Source organism: Pseudonocardia sp. ICBG601 (genome assembly GCF_020496245.1).
The window spans coordinates 1-19,099 of record NZ_JAHLJA010000098.1 but is presented as its reverse complement, the minus strand read 5'-3'; the positions used below and the strand labels follow the sequence as shown (position 1 = coordinate 19,099).

18 protein-coding genes and 6 pseudogenes are annotated in these 19,099 nt (G+C 75.2%); 4 read left to right on the top strand and 20 right to left on the bottom strand.

Going from position 1 to position 19,099, the window contains the following annotated elements; genetic code table 11:
* From KPL57_RS25400 to KPL57_RS25345, 12 genes and pseudogenes are all read right to left on the bottom strand, one after another.
* Positions 1–1,436: pseudogene (locus tag KPL57_RS25400) on the bottom strand (hypothetical protein); the annotation flags it as partial.
* Between the two features lie 201 nt (positions 1,437–1,637).
* Positions 1,638–2,006 carry a hypothetical protein gene (locus tag KPL57_RS25395; protein WP_226353445.1) on the bottom strand — a complete coding sequence of 123 codons (369 nt, stop codon included), beginning with the start codon at positions 2,004–2,006 and terminating at the stop codon, positions 1,638–1,640.
* A 138-nt stretch (positions 2,007–2,144) separates the two neighbouring features.
* Positions 2,145–2,651 carry a hypothetical protein gene (locus KPL57_RS25390; protein WP_051050033.1) on the bottom strand — a complete coding sequence of 169 codons (507 nt, stop codon included), beginning with the start codon at positions 2,649–2,651 and terminating at the stop codon, positions 2,145–2,147.
* Positions 2,652–2,963: 312 nt separating this feature from the next.
* Complete coding sequence (locus KPL57_RS25385; protein WP_226353444.1) at positions 2,964–3,536, bottom strand: GNAT family N-acetyltransferase; 573 nt, start codon at positions 3,534–3,536, stop codon at positions 2,964–2,966.
* A gap of 4 nt (positions 3,537–3,540) precedes the next feature.
* Positions 3,541–5,319, bottom strand: coding sequence for an acetyl/propionyl/methylcrotonyl-CoA carboxylase subunit alpha (locus KPL57_RS25380; RefSeq protein ID WP_226353443.1), 1,779 nt, complete (start codon positions 5,317–5,319; stop codon positions 3,541–3,543).
* A gap of 115 nt (positions 5,320–5,434) precedes the next feature.
* The gene (locus KPL57_RS25375; protein ID WP_226353442.1) at positions 5,435–5,869 is read right to left on the bottom strand and encodes a hypothetical protein; all 435 of its coding nucleotides are present in this window, start codon (positions 5,867–5,869) and stop codon (positions 5,435–5,437) included.
* Positions 5,866–6,759, bottom strand: coding sequence for a DUF692 family multinuclear iron-containing protein (locus KPL57_RS25370; RefSeq protein WP_226353441.1), 894 nt, complete (start codon positions 6,757–6,759; stop codon positions 5,866–5,868). The genes KPL57_RS25375 and KPL57_RS25370 overlap by 4 nt, the downstream gene beginning before the upstream one ends.
* 90 nt (positions 6,760–6,849) lie before the next feature.
* Positions 6,850–7,800, bottom strand: a complete 951-nt coding sequence (locus KPL57_RS25365) for a TIGR04222 domain-containing membrane protein (protein ID WP_226353440.1) — start codon at positions 7,798–7,800, stop codon at positions 6,850–6,852.
* A gap of 168 nt (positions 7,801–7,968) precedes the next feature.
* Positions 7,969–8,433, bottom strand: a complete 465-nt coding sequence (locus KPL57_RS25360; RefSeq protein WP_020622450.1) for a SufE family protein — start codon at positions 8,431–8,433, stop codon at positions 7,969–7,971.
* On the bottom strand, positions 8,430–9,320 hold the full coding sequence (locus KPL57_RS25355) for a sulfurtransferase (RefSeq protein WP_226353439.1): 891 nt from the start codon (positions 9,318–9,320) through the stop codon (positions 8,430–8,432). The genes KPL57_RS25360 and KPL57_RS25355 overlap by 4 nt, the downstream gene beginning before the upstream one ends.
* A 40-nt stretch (positions 9,321–9,360) precedes the next feature.
* Entirely contained in the window at positions 9,361–9,978 is a 618-nt protein-coding gene (locus tag KPL57_RS25350; RefSeq protein ID WP_226353438.1) for a nucleoside triphosphate pyrophosphatase, read from the bottom strand.
* A gap of 11 nt (positions 9,979–9,989) precedes the next feature.
* Positions 9,990–11,804 carry a helix-turn-helix domain-containing protein gene (locus tag KPL57_RS25345; RefSeq protein ID WP_226353437.1) on the bottom strand — a complete coding sequence of 605 codons (1,815 nt, stop codon included), beginning with the start codon at positions 11,802–11,804 and terminating at the stop codon, positions 9,990–9,992.
* A 59-nt stretch (positions 11,805–11,863) separates the two neighbouring features.
* Here KPL57_RS25345 and KPL57_RS25340 point away from each other — a divergent pair.
* The 3 genes and pseudogenes from KPL57_RS25340 to KPL57_RS72685 all read left to right on the top strand — a co-directional run.
* Positions 11,864–12,481, top strand: a pseudogene (locus KPL57_RS25340) (MBL fold metallo-hydrolase); the annotation flags it as partial.
* 273 nt (positions 12,482–12,754) lie between these two features.
* Positions 12,755–14,050: a hydroxyacid-oxoacid transhydrogenase gene (locus KPL57_RS25335; protein ID WP_226353447.1), complete on the top strand. Its 1,296-nt coding sequence runs from the start codon at positions 12,755–12,757 to the stop codon at positions 14,048–14,050.
* A 61-nt stretch (positions 14,051–14,111) separates the two neighbouring features.
* Positions 14,112–14,243 (top strand): annotated as a pseudogene (locus KPL57_RS72685) (zinc ribbon domain-containing protein); the annotation flags it as partial.
* A 62-nt stretch (positions 14,244–14,305) separates the two neighbouring features.
* Here KPL57_RS72685 and KPL57_RS25325 read toward each other — a convergent pair.
* Positions 14,306–14,464, bottom strand: coding sequence for a hypothetical protein (locus tag KPL57_RS25325; protein WP_226353448.1), 159 nt, complete (start codon positions 14,462–14,464; stop codon positions 14,306–14,308).
* Positions 14,465–14,955: 491 nt separating this feature from the next.
* Here KPL57_RS25325 and KPL57_RS25320 point away from each other — a divergent pair, with 491 nt between their 5' ends.
* Positions 14,956–15,261 (top strand): hypothetical protein, encoded by a 306-nt coding sequence (locus KPL57_RS25320; RefSeq protein ID WP_226353436.1) that lies wholly within the window; start codon positions 14,956–14,958, stop codon positions 15,259–15,261.
* Between the two features lie 98 nt (positions 15,262–15,359).
* Here KPL57_RS25320 and KPL57_RS25315 read toward each other — a convergent pair.
* From KPL57_RS25315 to KPL57_RS72675, 7 genes and pseudogenes are all read right to left on the bottom strand, one after another.
* A pseudogene (locus tag KPL57_RS25315) lies at positions 15,360–16,011 on the bottom strand (response regulator).
* Between the two features lie 78 nt (positions 16,012–16,089).
* Positions 16,090–16,239, bottom strand: a complete 150-nt coding sequence (locus KPL57_RS25310) for a hypothetical protein (RefSeq protein WP_226353434.1) — start codon at positions 16,237–16,239, stop codon at positions 16,090–16,092.
* A complete protein-coding gene (locus tag KPL57_RS25305) occupies positions 16,236–16,646 on the bottom strand; it encodes a histidine kinase (RefSeq protein ID WP_226353446.1) in 411 nt (136 codons plus the stop codon). The genes KPL57_RS25310 and KPL57_RS25305 overlap by 4 nt, the downstream gene beginning before the upstream one ends.
* A gap of 333 nt (positions 16,647–16,979) precedes the next feature.
* A complete protein-coding gene (locus KPL57_RS25300) occupies positions 16,980–17,129 on the bottom strand; it encodes a hypothetical protein (RefSeq protein WP_226353433.1) in 150 nt (49 codons plus the stop codon).
* A gap of 92 nt (positions 17,130–17,221) precedes the next feature.
* Positions 17,222–18,166 (bottom strand): acyl-CoA carboxylase epsilon subunit, encoded by a 945-nt coding sequence (locus KPL57_RS70190; protein WP_308252997.1) that lies wholly within the window; start codon positions 18,164–18,166, stop codon positions 17,222–17,224.
* A 67-nt stretch (positions 18,167–18,233) separates the two neighbouring features.
* Positions 18,234–18,793: pseudogene (locus tag KPL57_RS72680) on the bottom strand (carboxyl transferase domain-containing protein); the annotation flags it as partial.
* Between the two features lie 67 nt (positions 18,794–18,860).
* Positions 18,861–19,073, bottom strand: a pseudogene (locus KPL57_RS72675) (carboxyl transferase domain-containing protein); the annotation flags it as partial.
* Positions 19,074–19,099: the final 26 nt, after the last annotated feature.

Sequence of the window (19,099 nt, the reverse complement as noted above, 5' to 3'; positions counted from 1 at the left end):
AGGTCGCCGGTGGTGACGGCGTGGTGGGCCGGGCCCGGGGGCCCTGCGGGGGCGGGGCATGCGGGGTGACGGCGTGGTCGGCGATGCGATGGTCGGCGATGCGGTGGTCTGCGATGCGGGGCTCGGTGACGTGCGGGTGCGTGGTGTCGGGGCCGGTGGGCTGGGCGCCCGCCGCGCTCCCGGGGGTCGGGCCGTCGGTCGTGGGCCGGTCCGGCGCGCCGCCGCCGGCCGTGGGGTCGTCGGGCCCGGTGGGCGTCGCGCCGTGTGGGGCGGGATCGCCGGTGGCGTCCGGGACGGGGCCGGCGTGCGTCGACGGCGGCACCCCGCCCGCGGCACCCGTCGCCGGCACGCCGTGGGGGCGCGGGTGCCGCTGGTCGTCGCGCCGCCGGACGGCGGGCGGTGCTCGGCTCCGCTGGTCGTCGTGTCGCCCGGTCGGTCCCGGGTGTCGTCAGGGTGCGGTGTGTCGCCCGTACGTGGTGCGTCCTCAGGGGCGGAGTGCCGTCACCGGGCGGAGTGCCGCCACTGGGTGGTGGGGTGCCGTCACCGGGCGGTGTGGCGCTGCCGGGCGGTGCCCCGTGGTCGGCGGCGCTGCCGGGTGGCGTCCCGCGGCCGGTGGTGTCGCCGTCGCCGGAGGGGCTCCGCCCGTCCCGGGCCTGCCGTTCCCGACGGATCGTGGCGCCGATCAGGATCCCGGCGCCACCGAGCGCCCCGCCCGCGAGCACCGCGGCGGTCACGGCCGTGCCGCCGTCGTCGGGGCCACCGCGGTCGCCCGGGGTGCCGGCGTCGCCCGCCGGGGACGCCGGAGCGGCCCCGGGGTCACCGGTCCCGGGTGCGGGGTCCGTGGCGGGGGTGCGGGGGTCGTCGGTCGCGGTGGCGTCCGCGGGGTCCCGCCCGGCGGAGGGCCCGCCGACGTCGATCGGTCGCGCACCGGGCACCCCGGCCCGTCCGTTCCCGGTCAGCACCGCCGCCGTGAGCCCGCCGAAGCCGATCCCCGCGAACACCGTCGTCCCCGACCCCGCGCCGTCCACCGGGACCGGACCCGCGTCGCCGCCGGCGCCGCCGGTGCCGTGCGGGGGCCCGCCGGGGGGCGGGGCCGGGACGGCGGGGGAGTCGGCCGCGGTGCCGTCGTGGGTCACGACCGGGGCCGCGCCCCAGCCGGTCCACGGTGCGCCGGTGGCGTGGGTGTCGTCGTCGTAGCGGATCATGAGCTCCGCGGCCCGACCGGCCGAGTTGCCCGCGGCGAGGTCGGCGGCCGCCCAGTCGTCGAGCAGGGCCGGGCCCACGGGTGCGGTCTCCGGCGGTGTCGGGGCCGCGGCGGCCGGCATCCGGGCCCGCAGGTCCGCGGCGAGCCCGGCCTGGGTGGCGAGTGCGTCGGCGGTGCGCTCGGCGTCGGCGGTGGCGGAGACGACCCATCCGTCGAGGGTCCCGAGCGCCACGGTGACGCCGTCCGCGGCCGTGCCGGACCATCCCCCCCGGCAGGCCGCGGACCTGGCCGGACAGCTCGCGGTGGACGTCGGCGAGTGCGGCCGCGGCGTCGCGCCACGCCCGTTCCGCCCCGGCCGACGCCGAGGGGCCCGGACCGGCCGCCACCATCGCGGCGATATCGGCGTGGCCGAGCCCCGCCCAGCGCGGCGCGGTCACCGGGCGCCGCCGTTCAGCGCGTCCGTCGTCGACTCCTCGGTGCGGGTGTAGGCGCGACCGGTGGCGGCGGCCGCGTCGCGTGCCCGCAGCAGCAGCTCCGCGTGCACCGTGCGCAGCCGGCCGATCGCCGCGTCCGGGCCGTCCGCGGCGTGGACGGCGTAGCGGGCGGCGGCCTCGGCGCTGGCCGGGTCACCGAGCCAGGGCTCGACCCGGCGGGCGTCGGCGTCGAGGGTGCGCAGCGCGACGGCCAGCCGGGACGCGGCCCGGTCGAGCGCCTCCGCCGCCCCGGCCGGGGCCGCCGGGTCGACGCGCAGGTCCGGGGAGATGTCGGGCACGTCGGCCTCCGGTGCGGACGGGCGGATCACGGACGGGCACACGCTAGGCCGGCACGGTCGTCGCCGCGGGGATTCGGCGGGGACCGGTCGCGATCGCGAAGCCCGCACACGACGACACCCCCGTCCGCGGTCGGTGGGTACCGGTGCGGACGGGGGTGTGCGTCGCGGTCAGGCCGCCGTCACCTCGGCCGGGGCCGGGACCTCGACCGGAGCGCACCCGCGGAGCGGGCACGGCGGTGGGGCCCAGGGCCGTGGTGTCCCGTCGTGGGCGGGAACGGTCCCCGCGAACGGCCACCGGCCTGCGAAACGCTGCAGGTACCAGTAGACGAACAGGTGGTCCGGGTCCTCCGGGGCGGTGACGAACAACGCGCGTCCGCCCAGGTCGGTGACCCAGGCGGCGTACTCGTTCGAGACCTGGCCCGGTGGGCGCGAGGCCCGCCGGGTGAGGAGCCAGTCCTCCGCCCGGGTGCGCCAGGTCGCCAGCGCGGTCGGGTGCAGGGTGGCCCCCGGGAGCTCCCGGAGGTTGGCGGTGAAGGTGCCGATCAGGACCCCGCCCGCGCCGTACGCGGAGGAGGTCAGGGTGAGCAGGGAGTGCGGGCCCGGGATCGGGCCGTCGGTGTGGACGTGCGTCGTGACGTGGAACGTCGGCGACGCGGGGTCGAACTCTGGGGGCATGACGGATCCTGTGACGTCTCGGTCGAACTGGGACGGCTCACGGCGCGGCAGGGCCTGCGTGGTGAGCGGATCCGCGGCGCGGTACTCCGCGTGGCGGTAGTTCCGGGCCCCGTGGATCGGGCACACGGGTCGGCTGTGGAGTTGTCGTGGGTACTGCTCGGTGCATGCCGCGGGCGCCGGACGGCGTGCGCGACACACCGAGGACGCTAGAACGGCCGGGCGTGCCGGTCAACGGGCCGTGACCCGCTCGGCACCGCCCGTCGCCACGGCCCCGTCGCCACGGACCGCGGAGGGTGAGCGTGCCGGACCGCCTCAGCCCTCGTCCGCCAGCCGCCCCAGCACGACGACGTCGACCCGCTCGCCGTCGACGGTCCACGCCTCCCGCAGCCGGCCCTCCGGCACGAACCCCAGCGCCGCGGCGACGGCGGCGGAGGCCCGGTTCGGCTCGGCGTGGCACCAGGTGACGCGGTGCAGTCCGAGCCCGCCGAAGGCGAAGCGCACGACAGCCCCGGCCGCGGTGCGGGCCAGGCCGCGTCCGCGGGCGGCGGGCAGCGTCCAGCAGCGCAGCTCCGCGGTGCCGTGGGCCAGGTCGAGGTGCTCCAGGGTGATCTCGCCGAGCATCTCCCCGGTCGTCGGCTCGGCGACGGCCCAGGCGCAGCGGGTGCCGCGGGCCCAGCCGTCGATCCGGTCGGCGACGTGCGCGGTCACCTGTGCGTCGAAGTCCGGGGCCGCGGGGTCGGGCCGGTTGCGCCAGCGCCGGATCTCCGGGTCCCGGCAGGACGCGGCGACGGCCGGGCGGTCGTCCACCCGGCCGTCGTGCCGCAGCCCGCGCAGGTACCAGGCCCCGGCGTTGATCTCGACCGGGTCGAGCACCGGGACGGGCACCGCGTCAGTCCTTGATCTCGCAGATCACGGTGCCCTGGGTGACCGAGGAGCCCTGCTCCGCGTCCAGGCCGGTCACGGTGCCGGCCTTCGTCGCGGTGACCGGGTTCTCCATCTTCATCGCCTCGAGGACGACGATCAGGTCCCCCACCTCGACGGTGTCGCCCTCGGAGACCGCGACCTTGATGATCGTGCCCTGCATCGGCGCGGTGACGGCGTCGCCCGAGGCCTTCGCCCCGCCGCCGCCCTTGCCGCCGCGCTTGCGCGGGGCCGCCTTGGCCGGGCTACCGCCGTTGCCGCCTCCGCCGAGGGCGAGGTCGCCGGGCAGCGAGACCTCCAGGCGTCGCCCGCCGACCTCGACGACGACGGTCTGCCGCTCGCCGGAGGTGTCCTCGGCACCCGCACCGCCCTCGAACGGCGGAACGGTGTTGTTCCACTCGGTCTCGATCCAGCGGGTGTGCACGGTGAAGTCCTCGAGGGTCTCGGCGGCGTAGGCCGGGTCCTCGACGACGAGACGGTGGAACTCGAGCACGGTCGCCATGCCCTCGACCTTGAACTCGGCGAGCGCGCGCCGGGCCCGCTGCAGCGCCTGCTGCCGGTCGCTGCCCCACACGATCAGCTTCGCCAGCAGCGAGTCGAACTGGCCGCCGATGACCGAGCCGTCCTCGACGCCCGCGTCCATCCGCACGCCCGGCCCGGCCGGGTACCAGATCCGCTCGACGGTGCCCGGCGCCGGCAGGAAGTTCCGCCCGGCGGCCTCGCCGTTGATGCGGAACTCGATGGCGTGCCCGCGCGGCTCAGGGTCGCCGTCAAAGTCCAGCTCCTGGCCCTCGGCGATCCGGAACATCTGGCGGACCAGGTCGATCCCGGTGGTCTCCTCCGAGACCGGGTGTTCGACCTGCAGCCGGGTGTTCACCTCCAGGAAGGTGATCATGCCGTCCTGGCCGATGAGGAACTCGACGGTGCCGGCGCCGTAGTAGCCGGCCTCCTTGCAGATCGCCTTCGAGGCCTCGTACAGGGTCGTGCGCTGCTCGTCGGTCAGGAACGGCGCGGGCGCCTCCTCGACCAGCTTCTGGAAGCGGCGCTGCAGCGAGCAGTCACGCGTCCCGACGACGACCACGTTGCCGTGCTGGTCGGCCAGCACCTGGGTCTCGACGTGGCGCGGCTTGTCCAGGTAGCGCTCGACGAAGCACTCGCCGCGACCGAACGCGGCGGTGGCCTCGCGGACCGCGGACTCGTACAGCTCGGCGATCTCGGAGCGCTCGCGGGCGACCTTCATGCCGCGCCCGCCACCACCGAAGGCGGCCTTGATCGCGACCGGCAGGCCGTGCTCGTCGGCGAAGGCGATGACCTCGTCCGCGTCCTTGACCGGGTCCTTGGTGCCGGGCACCAGCGGGGCGCCGGCCTTCAGGGCGATGTGCCGCGCGGTCACCTTGTCGCCGAGGTCGCGGATCGACTGCGGCGACGGGCCGATCCAGGTGAGGCCGGCGTCGATCACGGCCTGGGCGAAGTCGGCGTTCTCCGACAGGAAGCCGTAGCCGGGGTGGATCGCGTCGGCGCCGGACTGCTTCGCGGCCCCGATGACCTTCTCGATGTCGAGGTAGGACTCGGCGGCGGTGGAGCCGCCCAGCGCGAAGGCCTCGTCGGCGAGACGCACGAACATCGCGTCCCGGTCCGGGTCGGCGTAGACGGCGACGCTCTCCAGTCCCGCGTCCTTCGCTGCTCGGATCACGCGTACGGCGATCTCTCCCCGGTTGGCGACGAGCACTTTGCGCAGTGCGGGCACGGTCGAACTCCTCCGGTCACGGCGCCGGCCCGATGCTCCGGCGCAGGGTTACCGGGGAGTGTAGGAGCCGAGGGCCGGGAAATTACCGGTGGGGAATGTGGTGATGGCAACGCCCTCACCCGTCCGAGCCCCGCGACCCCGGTCGTGATCGGTCAAGGCGTGACCGGTGCCACCACCGTGCGACCCGGCTGCGGGGCCGCGGGGTGGTCCGGCCGTCGTAGTGCAGCGCCGCCTCGCGCGCGGCCAGCTCACGTCGGGCGCCCGCACCGAGCCGACCTGCGGCCGCCAGCTCGCGGGCCAGGTCCCAGCCCTCCCGCTGGGCGCCGTAGGGGGCGACACCGTCGAAGCGGGCGGCGAACCGGGCCTGCCAGTCCGCCCCGGCGTCGACGGCGAGCAGCGGCCACGCCGCGGCGACGAGCCCGGCCCGCTTGCGCAGCAGGGCGGCCCGGGCCGCGGCCAGCCGCGCCTCGTCGAACCCGGCCGGGTTCGCCCCGCCCGCGACGAGCGCCGCTACCAGCTCGGCCTGCCGTTGCGCGAGGTCCCCGCTCACGTCGTGCCCGTCCCGTCCGCGGCGGGCGCGGTCACCGGCCCGGCCCCGTGGCGGGAGTCCTCACCCGTCCGGCACGGCGACGCGTGCCCGGCCGCGGCCGCCACTGCGTCCAGCTCCGCGCGCAGTTCCGCGGCGGGCGGGTAGCGGCCGTCGCGCTCCAGCATCACCGGCGGTGGCACCGGCAGCTGCGCCACGGTGTGGGTCAGCAGCGCCAGCACCGCGTCCGGGACGGGGTCGGTGTGGGTGTCGTGCGGCAGCCCCGTCGCGTCGGCGGCGTGCCCGGCGACGTGGCAGTAGGCCACCGCCCCCGGCGGCAGCCCGGCGAGCAGCGCGTCGACGTCGGCCCGCGGGTCGCGGCCCCGGTTGCGGGCGTTGACGTAGGTGTTCGCGACATCGAGCAGCAGCGGCGCCCCGGTCCTGTCGTGCAGCCGGTGCAGGAACTCCGCCTCGTCGAACTCGTCGTCGGGCCAGTCGAACAGCGCCGCGATCGGCTCCAGCGCCAGCGGGACGTCCAGTTCCGGCCGGGTCGCCGCCACGTTCGCGACGAGCACGTCGAGCGCCTCCCGGCTGCGGGGGAGCGGCAGCAGGTGCCCGGCCTCGACCCCGCCCGCCCGGGTGAACGCGATGTGCTCGCTGACCAGTGCCGCACCCGTCGCGGCGTCGCAGGCCGCGAGGTGGGCGACCCGCCCCGGGTCGACGCCCTCGGGGGAGCCGGGCGACAGCCGCACCCCGTGCACGACGACCGGCCTGCGCAGCAGCGACGCCGGGACCGCGTCGGGGTGCAGCGACTCGGCGACGACCTCGTGGAAGGCGAGGCCGTCGACGTCGTCGAGGACGGCCGCGATGCCGCTGCGCCAGCCGACCCCGGTTCCGCCCGGGACACCCGTCATCCGGTCACCTCCGCCGTACGAGCCGTCCCCGCAGCTTCACACCCCCCACGGTGCAGCTGCGGGGACGGCAGATCCGGTTCCCCCGCGGGCTCAGCCGCCGCAGCCGCCCCCGCCGCAGCTGCTCCCGCCGCCTCCGCCGCAGCTGCTCCCGCCACCGCTGTCGCTGTCGGACCAGCCGACGGCGCCCCCGCCGTCGGAGGAGCCGCCCCCGGTCGCGGCGGGCGCCCCGCCGAGCGTGCCGAGCTTCTGCGCGGCGAGCTCCTCGGCGAAGGCAGGCTCGGCGGCCAGCATCGCGCCCACTCCGAACGCCCCGACCGACAGCGCGGCCGCGGCGGGCCCGACGGCCGTCCAGTCCGGGCGCATCGACGGCGACAGCGCGTCGTGGCGGGACCGCACGGCGGCGAGCGCGGCGTCCCCGGCCCGGGTCCGGGCGGGCACCTGCGTCGCGAGGACCACCGCGAACACCGCGGTGGCGGCCACGAGCACCAGCAGGAACCCGACCGGGCGCCCGCCGCCCAGCCCGGCGGCGATCCGGACCGCACCGACGAGGGCGAGCGCCCCGACCGGCCAGGCGGTCGCCCGATAGCGGGCCCGGTCGGCAGGGGACAGCAGCAGCCCCGCGGTCTCCAGCCGCTGGGCGGCCCGGGTCAGCTCGGTGCGGACCGGCTCGTGGGTGCCCAGCATCCGGCCCGGGGTCAGGCGCTGCGCGCAGCGGTGGATCGCGCGCTGCAGCGCCGACGCGCCGTGCCCGGGGACCCGGCCCGCCCGTACCTGGCCCGTGGTGCGGCCGGAGGTGACCAGGCTGCCGTCGACGTGCATGGCCGACAGGGCCGCGTACACGGCCAGCTCGGGCCCGCCGTTGAGGTACGCGACGTCCTCGGGTCTGCTGTCGAGGGTGCCGGCGACGCGCGGATCCCCCTGCGCGATCGCCCGCCGCCGGCGCAGCACGATCCCGGACACCAGGACCAGCGCGACGACGTAGAGGACCAGGAAGGTCTGGCCCGGGATGCCCCAGGTGTCCCCGGTGAGGTTCGTGCCCATCTCCACCACCCCCTGCGGTGAGCGACACTTCGTCGTTCGAAGCAGTGTGCGCCCGCTCACCCCTGGAGAGTGACCGATTTGAGGTGGACTTGAGGAAGGTCCGCGCACGGGGACAGCCGGGGTCACCGACGGTGACCCCGGCTGTCGCTGGAGTGAACTCGTGGGGCCTCAGCCGGTGGCGGCCCGCACCTGGTTCTTGATGCGCGCCAGCATCGCGGCGATGCCACGCAGCCGCAGCGGGCTGACGGCCTCGGCGAGGCCGAGGTCGGTGTAGAAGTCGTCCGGGACGGCCAGGACCGTCGCGGCGGGCTGCCCGTCGAGCCCGGTCACCATGATCGAGGCGAACCCGCGGGTGGTCGGCGCCTCCTTCGGCGCGGAGAAGAACAGGTGGACCGGCCGCTCGCTGGGCGGGTCGCCCGGGGTGCCCGCCACCTCGACCGCGAGGAACAGCGGCGACTGGCACTCGTGGACCTGCTCCATGGTGTCCGCGGTGTCGGCGTAGCGCTCGGGCAGGTCCGGCAGCTCCTGGGACAGCTCCAGCAGCAGCTGGAGACGGTCCTTCGGGCCGACCGCGGCGAAGTCCTCGACCAGCTCGGCCAGGTCGGGGGGCAGTGTGCCGGGATCGCCGCTCACGCGGACCCGCGCTCCTGTCCCTGCACGATCGGCACGCGCACGGCGTTGCCCCACTCGGTCCAGCTGCCGTCGTAGTTGCGGACCCGGTCGAAGCCCAGCAGGTGGGTCAGCACGAACCAGGTGTGGCTGGAACGCTCGCCGATCCGGCAGTAGGCGACGACGTCGTCGGTGGCCGACAGCCCCTGCTCCTGCTCGTAGATGGCCGACAGCTCGGCACGGCTGCGGAACGAGCCGTCCTCGGCGGCGGCGCGGGCCCACGGGACGCTCGCGGCGCCCGGGATGTGCCCACCGCGGACCGCGCCCTCCTGCGGGTAGTCCGGCATGTGCAGCTTCTCGCCGGTGTACTCCTGCGGGGACCGCACGTCGACCAGCGGCTTGCCCAGGTGGGCGAGGACGTCGTCCTTGAAGGCGCGGATGCCGGAGTCGTCACGCTCGACGACCGGGTAGTCGGCCCGGGCCGGGGTGGGCTTGTCGGTGACCATCTCGCGGCCCTCGGCGACCCACTTGGACCGGCCGCCGTCGAGCAGTCGCACGTCGGCGTGGCCGAACAGGGAGAACACCCACAGCGCGTAGGCGGCCCACCAGTTGTTCCGGTCGCCGTAGACGACGATCGTGGTGTCCCGGCCGATGCCGCGCTCGGACATGATCTCGGCGAAGCGGGTGCCGTCGACGTAGTCCCGGGTGACCGGGTCGTTGAGCTCGGTGTGCCAGTCGACCTTCACCGCGCCGGGGATGTGCCCGGTGTCGTAGAGCAGGACGTCCTCGTCCGACTCCACGACCACCAGCCCGGGGTCGTCCAGATGCTCCGCCAGCCAGGCGGTGGTGACCAGGCGCTCGGGGTGGGCGTACTCGGCGAGCTTCGGGTCGGGGTCGTGTCCGACAGTCATGGCCGCAGGGTAACCACGTGCCCCGACACCCACACACCGGTCAGCCGCGCGGCGCCCAGAGGTCGACGACCGACACCCCGACCGCGCCCAGCAGGCGGCGCAGCAGCGGCAGGCTGATCCCGATCACGTTGGACGGGTCGCCGTCGATGCCCTCGACGAACCAGCCGCCCAGCCCGTCGAGGGTGAACGCACCCGCGACCGCCAGCGGCTCGCCGGTGGCGAGGTAGGCCTCCAGCTCGGCGTCGGTCGGCTCGGCGAAGCGCACCCCGGTGCCGGCGTGACCCTCGGCCTCCTGGGCGACCGCGCCGTCGGCCAGGCGCAGCACCGCGTGCCCGGTCAGCAGCTCCCCGGTGCGCCCGGCCATGGCCTTCCACCGCCGCCGCGCCGTCTCCGGGTCGTGCGGCTTGCCGACCAGCTCGCCGCCGACGAGCAGCATCGAGTCGCAGCCCACGACCACGCAGTCACCGGTCAGCCGCTCGGCGACGGCGGCGGCCTTGGCCGCGGCCAGCAGCGTCACCACGGCCGCGGGGTCGGCGTCGGGGTGCGCGGCGAGCAGGGCGTCCTCGTCGACGTCGGAGACCTCCACGGCGGGGTCGGCCCCGGCGGCGCGCAGGACCGACAGGCGGGCGGGGGAGGCGGAGGCCAGAACCAGACGCACGCCGGCAGACGCTACCGGCCCGCCGTCGCGGCGCCGTGGTCCGTCGCCGGGTCGGCGCTGCGGTCCGGCCCGGCGACCCGGTGCAGGCGCAGCGCCAGGTGCAGGTGGAACCGCCCCTCCGGGGTGCGCCAGTCCGGGCCCAGCAGGTCGTCGACGCGTTCGAGGCGCTGGCGCACGGTGTTCGGGTGCACCGACAGCGCGTCGGCGGCCGGGGCGAGCAGCTCGCCCGCGGCGAACCAGTGCCACAGCGTGTCGGCCAGCCGGGTCCGCCGGCGCCGGTCGTAGTCGAGGACGGGGCCGAGGTGGCGCCCGACGATCTCCCGCGACGTGGTGCCGGTCCGGTCCCGGATCACCGCGCCGACCGCGCCGAGCGAGGCGAAGTCCGCGTGCCCGGTGGTGCGGCCCAGGGCGCGGGCCGCGGCGGCGACGTCGGCGGCCTCGGTGTGCGCCCGGCGCAGGTCCGACGGCCCGCCCGAGAGGCTGTGCGCGGCGCCGACGAGCACCGGAGTCCCGGCCGCAGCGAGCCCGTCGGCGACGAGTGCGGCCGCCCCGGTCCCCGCGCAGCCGGGACCGGTCGTCCCGGCGGAGGCGATCACGCACACGTGCCCGTCGTGCACCGACACCAGCCAGCGGCCCGCCCCGTCCAGGCCCCGGACCGCCCGCGCCGCGGTCACCGCACCGGCCGGGTCGACGTCGACGACCAGCACCGTCGCCGGGACGTCGGGGGAGATGCCGTACTGCGCGAGCCGGCTCCCCAGCGTCGGCCGCGGCGGCACCCGGCTGTCGACGAGCTCCTCGACCAGTGTGGTCTGGGCGGCCTCGTCGGCCTCGGCCAGCGCCCGCTCGACCAGCAGCGCGACCGTCATGAACGCCGAGGCGTGCGCCAGCCGGGCGACGGCGTCGTCGTCGGCGCCCTCCATGACCAGCGTCGCCAGGTGCTCGCCCGCGGTGGTGATCGCGAGCAGCGCGTAGGTCCCACCGCCGGGCAGGTGCGCGATCGCGACGCCGCCGGCCTGCTGGGAGGTGCGGACCGCCGCCCGCAGCCGCCACCCGGCCAGCTCCTCGGGGGTGAGCAGCCGCCGCCCCGTGCGCAACGCTCCGGACGGGTCGTGCAGGGAGAGCGGGTGCCCGACCGACTCGGCGAGCACCGCGAACACCCCGGCCGCCTCGGCGGTGGAGCCGGCCATCGCCCCCATCAGGCGTTCGTCGAGGTGCAGGAGGTGCTCCAGGCGCAGCCGGGCGCCGGGGGCCGAGCCGTCGTCGCGGGTGGTGCGCAGGCGGCGGATCTCCTCGCCGCGCCGGGTCTGCTCGAGTGCGACGGCGGCCTGCACGGCCATGTGCTCCAGCGCCGCCTCCGCGGCCGGGCCGAGGACCCGGGGCGCGCGGTGGGCCACCAGCAGCGCCCCGACCACCCGGCCGCCCAGGCGCATGGGGGCGCCCGCGATGGCCCGCACACCCTCGCCGCGCACGATCGTGTCGATCCCGGACAGGTGGTTGAGCGCCCGGTCGGCCAGGTAGTCCGCGGTCGCGACGGTGCCCGCGCCGGCCGCCGCGCGACCGAGCACCCCGGTGCCGAACGGCATCCGGATCGCGCGGTACTCCGGGGTGCGGACGCCGTCGGTCAGCTCGATGTAGGTCGTACCGGAGTGCAGGTCGTTGAGGCTGAAGTAGGCCATGTCCGCGCCGAGCAGCGCCCGGGTGCGGCGCAGGACGGCGCCGAGCATGACGTCCCGGTCGCCGACGTTCGCGAGGTCCACGGCCGTCTGCCCGACGGCCTGCAGGATCGCGTCCTGGCTGGGCTCGGGGAACGGCGGAGCCGGCTTCATGCGCCCGACCCTATGTCTGTCCGCGCCATGTCCTGCGATCAAGACAGGCGCATACGACCATGGACGCCCGACCCCGGCTTCCCGAGACTGGCCCGGCGACGAACTGCCAGAACCCTCCATCGACGAAGGGACTCCTCATGGCCACGGCGAACAAGCTCAGTGTCATCCCCTGCGGGGCGATGCACACCAATCTCCCGTTCCTGCTCCTCAAGCCCGGTGTCAGCATCAAGCCACGGTCCGAGAAGGACTCCCCGATCGACTGGGTGGAGGTGCCGACGCACTGTGTCCTCGTCGAGACCGACGAGGGCAAGCTCCTGTGGGACACCAGCTGCCCGTCGGACTGGGAGACGCGCTGGGCGCCGACCGGTCTGCAGGAGTTCTTCCCCTACGACCAGGTCGCCGACGACGAGTACCTGGACAAGCAGCTGCACAAGATGGGCGTCGGACTCGACGAGATCGACTACGTGGTGCTCTCGCACCTGCACTTCGACCACGCGGGCAACGCCCAGATGTTCAAGAACACCAACGCGAAGATGATCTGCTCGGACAAGGAGAAGGAGTTCGCGCTCGGCTTCGAGGGCCCGTTCAACGGCGCCCACCTCAAGGCCGACTACGAGGGCATCGACTGGGAGATCGTCTCCGGCGCCGTCGAGCTGCTCCCCGGCGTCAGCATGATCCAGACCCCCGGGCACACCCCGGGGTGCATGTCGATGCGCGTCGACCTCCCCGGACACCGGCACGATGATCTTCACCTCGGACGCGGTCTACATGGGCGAGAGCTACGGCCCGCCGGCCGCCCCCGCGGCGATCGTGAACAACCTGGAGGACTGGTTCTCCTCGGTGGAGAAGCTGCGCGGCATCCAGGAACGGACGAACGCGCAGATGGTGTTCGGCCACGACGCCGAGCAGATCCACCAGCTGCGCAAGGCGCCCGAGGGGTCGTACACCTGATGACGTTCGAGGTTCCGGAGTTCACCGAGGAGACGATCTTCACCTGGGGCGCGCCGCCGCTGAAGTTCGGCGCGGGCGCGATCGACGAGGTCGGCTTCGAGCTGTCGGCCTACGACGTGTCGCGGGTCCTGATCGTGACCGACCCGGGCGTGAACGCGCTCGGCGCCCCGCAGCGGCTGGCCGACAACCTGGCCCGCTACGGCATCGAGTCCGAGATCTTCGACGGCGTGCACGTCGAGCCGACCGACGACTCGATGAACAAGGCGACCGAGTACGCCCGCGCGCAGGGCCCGTGGGACGGCTTCGTCGCCGTCGGGGGCGGGTCGGCGATCGACACCGCCAAGGCCATCAACCTGCTGACCAGCCACCCCGGCGAGCTGATGGACTACATCAACAAGCCGATCGGCAACGCCAAGGTGCCGCCGGGGCAGCTCAAGCCGCTGATCGCCGTCCCGACGACGGCGGGCACCGGCTCGGAGTCCACCGCGATGTGCGTGCTGGACATCCTGTCGATGAAGGTCAAGACCGGGATCAGCCACTGGCGGCTGCGGCCGACCCTGGCCGTCATCGACCCGCTGCTGACGATGACGCTGCCGCCGCAGGTCACCGCGGCCGCCGGGATGGACATCACCTGCCACGCGCTGGAGAGCTACACGGCGCGGTACTACACGACCTTCGACCGGAAGAAGCCCGAGGAGCGGGTCACCTACTGCGGCTCCAACCCGGTCTCGGACCTGTGGTGCGAGAAGGCGATGTCGTTGCTGGCGAAGTCGTTCCGGGCGGCGGTGCAGCGCGGCGCCGAGGACGTCGAGGCCCGTTCGGACATGATGATGGCCGCGACGTTCGCGGGCATGGGCTTCGGCAACTCCGGGGTGCACATCCCGCACGCCAACGCCTACCCCATCGCGGGCATGGTCAAGGACTACCGGCCGCAGGGCTACCCGCAGGACGAGGCGATGGTGCCGCACGGGGAGTCGGTGTCGCTGACGGCGCCGGAGGCCTTCCGGTTCTCCTTCGACTCTGCGCCGGAGCGGCACCTGAAGGCGGCGGAGCTGATGGACCCGCGGGCGGACAGGGTGAACGACCCGCGGGAGCAGCTGCCCGGGGTGCTGACCCGGCTGATGCGCGACATCGGCATCCGGAACGGCATCGGCGGCGTCGGGTACACCGAGGCCGACGTCCCGGACCTGGTCCCCGGCACGATGAAGCAGCAGCGGCTGCTCGCGACCTGCCCGCGGACCCCGACCGAGGACGACATCGCCGACATCCTCACGAAGTCCGTCCAGAACTGGTGACCCCCGTCCGCCGGCGGTCCCGCGCGGGGCCGCCGGCGGACGCCGATCCGAAGGCGGCACGATGCCGATCTACGTCTTCCGGTGCGGGTGCGGAGCCCGCTTCGAGCACCTCGCGTCCATGTCGGACCCCCACACCCCGCCGTGCCCGGTCTGCGGCGACGGCGCGACGAGCAAGGTCCCGGCCGGGTTCGCGCTCGGCGGCCAGGCCAGCCCCGGCCTGTCCAAGGACGAGATGCCCCAGACCTGGCGCGGGGTCTACAACGGCAACTCCGAGTACATCGACTCGATGCGCCGGACCTGGGACCAGCGGCGACGGCTGGAGGAGAAGTACCCGGAGATCGCCGGGGACCAGCGGCCGATCCTGGCGCACGAGGCAAGTACCACGACGTCCCGCTGCGGGCCGGCGACATCCATCTGGGTGGCACCGCCCCGATCCCGGCGCGGGCGTGGCCGCCAAACAGGGCCACGGCCACGGCCACGGCCACGGACATGGCCACGGCCACACCCCCCGCACCCCCCACCACGGGCACCTCCGACTGACCCGACCCCCGTCGGCCCGGACCTGGTCCCCGGCACGATGAAGCAGCAGCGGCTGCTCGCGACCTGCCCGCGGACCCGACCGAGGACGACATCGCCGACATCCTCACGAAGTCCGTCCAGAACTGAGTGACCCCCGTCCGCCGGCGGTCCCCGCGCGGGGCCGCCCGGCGACGCCGATCCGAAGGCGGCACGATGCCGATCTACGTCTTCCGGTGCGGGTGCGGAGCCCGCTTCGAGCACCTCGCGTCCATGTCCGGACCCCCACACCCCGCCGTGCCCGGTCTGCGGCGACGGCGCGACGAGCAAGGTCCCGGCCGGGTTCGCGCTCGGCGGCCAGGCCAGCCCCGGCCTGTCCCAGGACGGAGATGCCCCAGACCTGGCGCGGGGTCTACAACGGCAACTCCGAGTACATCGACTCGATGCGCCGGACCTGGGACCAGCGGCGACGGCTGGAGGAGAAGTACCGGAGATCGCCGGGGACCAGCGGCCGATCCTGGCGCACGAGGGCAAGTACCACGACGTCGCTGCGGGCCGGCGACATCCAGCTGGGTGGCACCGCCCCGATGCCCGGCGCGGGCGTGGCCGCCCAAACAGGGCCACGGCCACGGCCACGGCACGGACATGGCCACGGCCACACCCCCGCACCCCCCACCACGGGCACCTCCGACTGACCCCGACCCCCGTCGGCATCCACACCCCTGGCCGGCACCCACACCCGTTGCAACGGGTGTGGCTACCGGCCAGGGGGTGTGGACACGGGGGTGTCGGGTCAGCGGCCGGTCAGGCCGTGGCGGTAGGCGTAGCCGACGGCCTGGGCGCGGTCGCGCAGCCCGGTCTTGGCGAACAGGTGGTTGACGTGGGTCTTCACCGTCGCCTCGCCGACCACGAGCCGCCTCGCGATCTCGGTGTTGGACAGCCCGTCGGCGATGCCCGAGCACCTCGACCTCGCGCGGGAGTGAGCCCGTCGGGCGGGTCGACCGGTGCCGGCGGGGCGGTCGTCGCGCGGGCGGCGACCAGCCGGGACAGCACGCCGGGTCGACGGTGGGACACGCCGTCGGCGGCCGAGCGCAGGGCCCGGCCATGGCCTCGGCGTCGGCGTCCTTGGACAGCCAGCCCGAGGCGCCCGCGGCGATCGCGTCGACCACGGCGTCGTCGTCGACGTAGGTGGTGAGCACGACGACGACGCGGTGCCCGGGTGCTCGTCGCGGACCCGGCGGGTCGCGGAGACGCCGTCGCCCGCGGGCATCCGCAGGTCGGTGAGCAGCACGTCCGGGGCCAGCTCGGCGAACCCGGGCGAGGGCCTCGTCGCCGCCCGAGGCGGTGCCGACGACCTCGATGCCGTCGAGCAGGCCCAGGACGGTGGCGAGGCCGTCGCGCACGATCCGCTGGTCGTCTGCCAGTACCACCCGCAGGTCGCTCACGTCGTGATCCTCTCGCGGTCCGGGGAACGGGCGGGCAGCCGGAGCCGGACCCGCCAGCCGTCGGGGGTGGGGGCCGTCTCAGCCTCTCGGCGCCGACGAGTGCCGCCCGCTCGGCATTCCGGTCAGCCCGGAGCCCTCGCCGTCACCGGGCGCCGGCGGCACCCCGGCGACGTCGACGACCTCCAGCTCGGCGCCGTCGCCGTCGTCGCGGCGCAGGTGCACCGTCACGGGGGGGGCCGGGTGGGGGGCGTGCTTCGGGCGTTGGACAGCGCCTCCTGGCGGTGCGCAGCAGCACGGTCTCGCCCTCCCGCGCGCCGAGCCGCAGCCCCCTCGGCGACCTCGACGGTCGCGTCCGGGTGCGCCCGGCCGAGCTCGCGCAGCTCCTCGGCGGACGAGTCCGACTCGTCGTCGGTCCCTCGCCCTCGCGCGACGCCCGCACGGCGCGACGGGCCTCGGTGATCCCGTCGGAGGCGAGCCGCTGGGCCCGTTCGATCTGGGCGATCGTGTCCGGCGCGCGCGCCGTCGCGCAGCGCCATCACAATCAGCCGGGCGCCCTGGAGCTGGACGGCCAGCGCGGACAGCGAGTGCGCCAGCACGTCGTGGACGTCGCGGGCGACCCGGGCGCGGTCGGCGATGGCCTCGGCGGGGCGTGCTCCTCGCGGGCCCTCGCGTCGGCGACGAGCGCCTGCTCGTGCTCCTCGACGCGCCGGGCCGAGTCGCGGCGGCCGAGCCCGAACAGCACATCGCGGTCAGCGCGGAGACCACCAGCAGCGCTTCCCAGAGGGAGTCGTAGGGACCGACGGCGATCGTGGTGGCGGCGATGAGCGGCACGTCGACGAACAGCGCGGCCCGGTAGGGCAGCCGCAGCGCGGCCACGAACACCGCCAGCATCGGGAAGGCCGCCGAGGTGGTCCAGCCGTCGGACCCGGCCATCAGGGCGATCCCGCCTCCGCCGAGCGCGACGCTGGTCAGCACCGTCGCGACCGGCGGCATGTCCCGGTAGAGGGCGAAGGCCACCCACCGGCGACGGCCGGGACGAGCCCGGCGTAGAGCCAGGGCGGCGAGACCTGCTGGCCCGGCGACCAATACAGCAGGAACAGCACGATCGGCAACCACACCAGTGACAGCAGCCCGTCGGGGGACCCCGAACAGCGGCGACCGGTCGGCCTCGACGCGACGGGGCGCGTGGGCGGTGGGCGTGCTCACTGTTTCACTCTGACACAGCAGCCGGGCCGGGCGGGCCGGTCAGGGCCACCGTGCGGGCACGGCGCGGCTCGGCCGGCCGGACCGGCAGCCCGGCCGCGTCCACCCGGTGGCGCAGGACCAGGCTCTGGACCAGCAGGCTCCCGCCGAAGACCAGCGCCGACGACGTCGAGAGCAGCAGCCCGGCGCCGCGACGGCCCCGCCGAGGCACCCCGGCACCGACCCGCACCCCGATGGTCAGCACCCAGGCCGACCAGAACGCGGCCGAGCCGCTGCGGTAGGCCCAGCCGTCGCGGGTGCCGAGGCGGAAGGCGTACCCGCGCAGCACCCCGAGCCCGGCCGTCAGCACCAGCTCGGCGGCGAGCAGCGCCAGCCCGGCCGCGGTGACCTCCGGACGGGCCTGGGCGAGCGTGAGCACCCCGATGCCGATCACGATGAGCGGGAGCTTCATGTCCCGTGATCCGCCGACGAACTGCCGCGGAACTGCTTGTAGAGGACCAGGCCGACGATCGCGACCGTGAGACGAGGGAGGTGGCGTCCATGGGGAGAACGATCTCTCCGCGGGGCCGGTCGTCGCGTCGGCGCCGGGGTCGATCCCGGGTGGACGCGCGCCCTCCACCCCGGGGGTGGACCGCGCCCGGCCCGGGCACCGTGGTGTGCCGGGACCGGGCGTCGGCCGGTGGTGCGTAGGTGGGTCAGCGGGGGAGGCCGGAGGCGCGCCACGCGCCGGGGCCCGCGTGCAGCGGGGCGCGGAGCTGGGCCGCGGGGTGCGACCACAGGTCCGGCGTCCGCGGCGGGGCGGGGGCCCACCGACGCTCGCCGCCGCGGCGACCACGGCGGTCAGCGCGGCGAGCTCGCGGGCGTCCGGGGTGCCCCGTACGACCCGGAACAGCGCGCGGCGCTCCTCCGGGGTGGCCTCGGCCGACTCCTGCGTCTCCTGCGGCTCGCCCATCAGAGCGGATGTTCCCGTGCTTGCGGGTCGGGCCCTGCTGCCGCTTGGTGGACAGCATCCGCAGCGCCCGGCCGACGTAGCCGCGGGTGTGCGACGGCGGCACGACCGCGTCGATGTAGCCTCGGTCGGCGGCGATGTAGGGGTTGCAGAGGGTGTCCTCGTAGTCTGCTGCAGCTCCGCGCGCTTGGCGGCGAGCTCGTCGCCCTCCAGGCCCTTGAGCTCCTTGCGGTAGAGGATCGACACCGCGCCCTGCGCGCCGGTGACCGCGATCTGCGCGGTCGGCCAGGCGATGTTGACGTCGGCGCCGAGGTGCTTGGAGCCCATGACGTCGTAGGCGCCGCCGTAGGCCTTGCGGGTGATCACGGTGACCTTGGGGACGGTCGCCTCGGCGTAGGCGTAGATCAGCTTCGGCGCGCGGCGGATGATGCCGTTCCACTCCTGCTCGGTGCCCGGCAGGAAGCCCGGCACGTCGACGAAGGTCAGGACCGGGATGTTGAACGCGTCGCAGGTCCGCACGAACCGCGCGGCTTCTCCGAGGCGTCGATGTCGAGGCAGCCGGCGAACTGGGTCGGCTGGTTCGCGACGATGCCGGACGCTGCGGCCCTCGACGCGGGCGTACCCGATCACGATGTTTCGGCGCCCAGAGCTCCTGGACCTCGAGGAAGTCCTCGTCGTCGACGACCCGGTTGATGACCTCGCGGATGTCGTACGGGGTGTTCGCCGAGTCCGGGATGAGGGTGTCGAGCTCGCGGTCGGGGAGTCGATGATGCCGTCCTCGATCGACCCTCGACGGGCTCGCTCGCGGGAACGACGGCGGCTCGGACAGGTTGTTCGACGGCAGGAAGCTCAGCAGCTGCTTGACGTAGTCGAGCGCGTCGGCCTCGTCGCCGGCCAGGTAGTGGGCCACCCCGGACTTGGTGTTGTGGGCCCGGC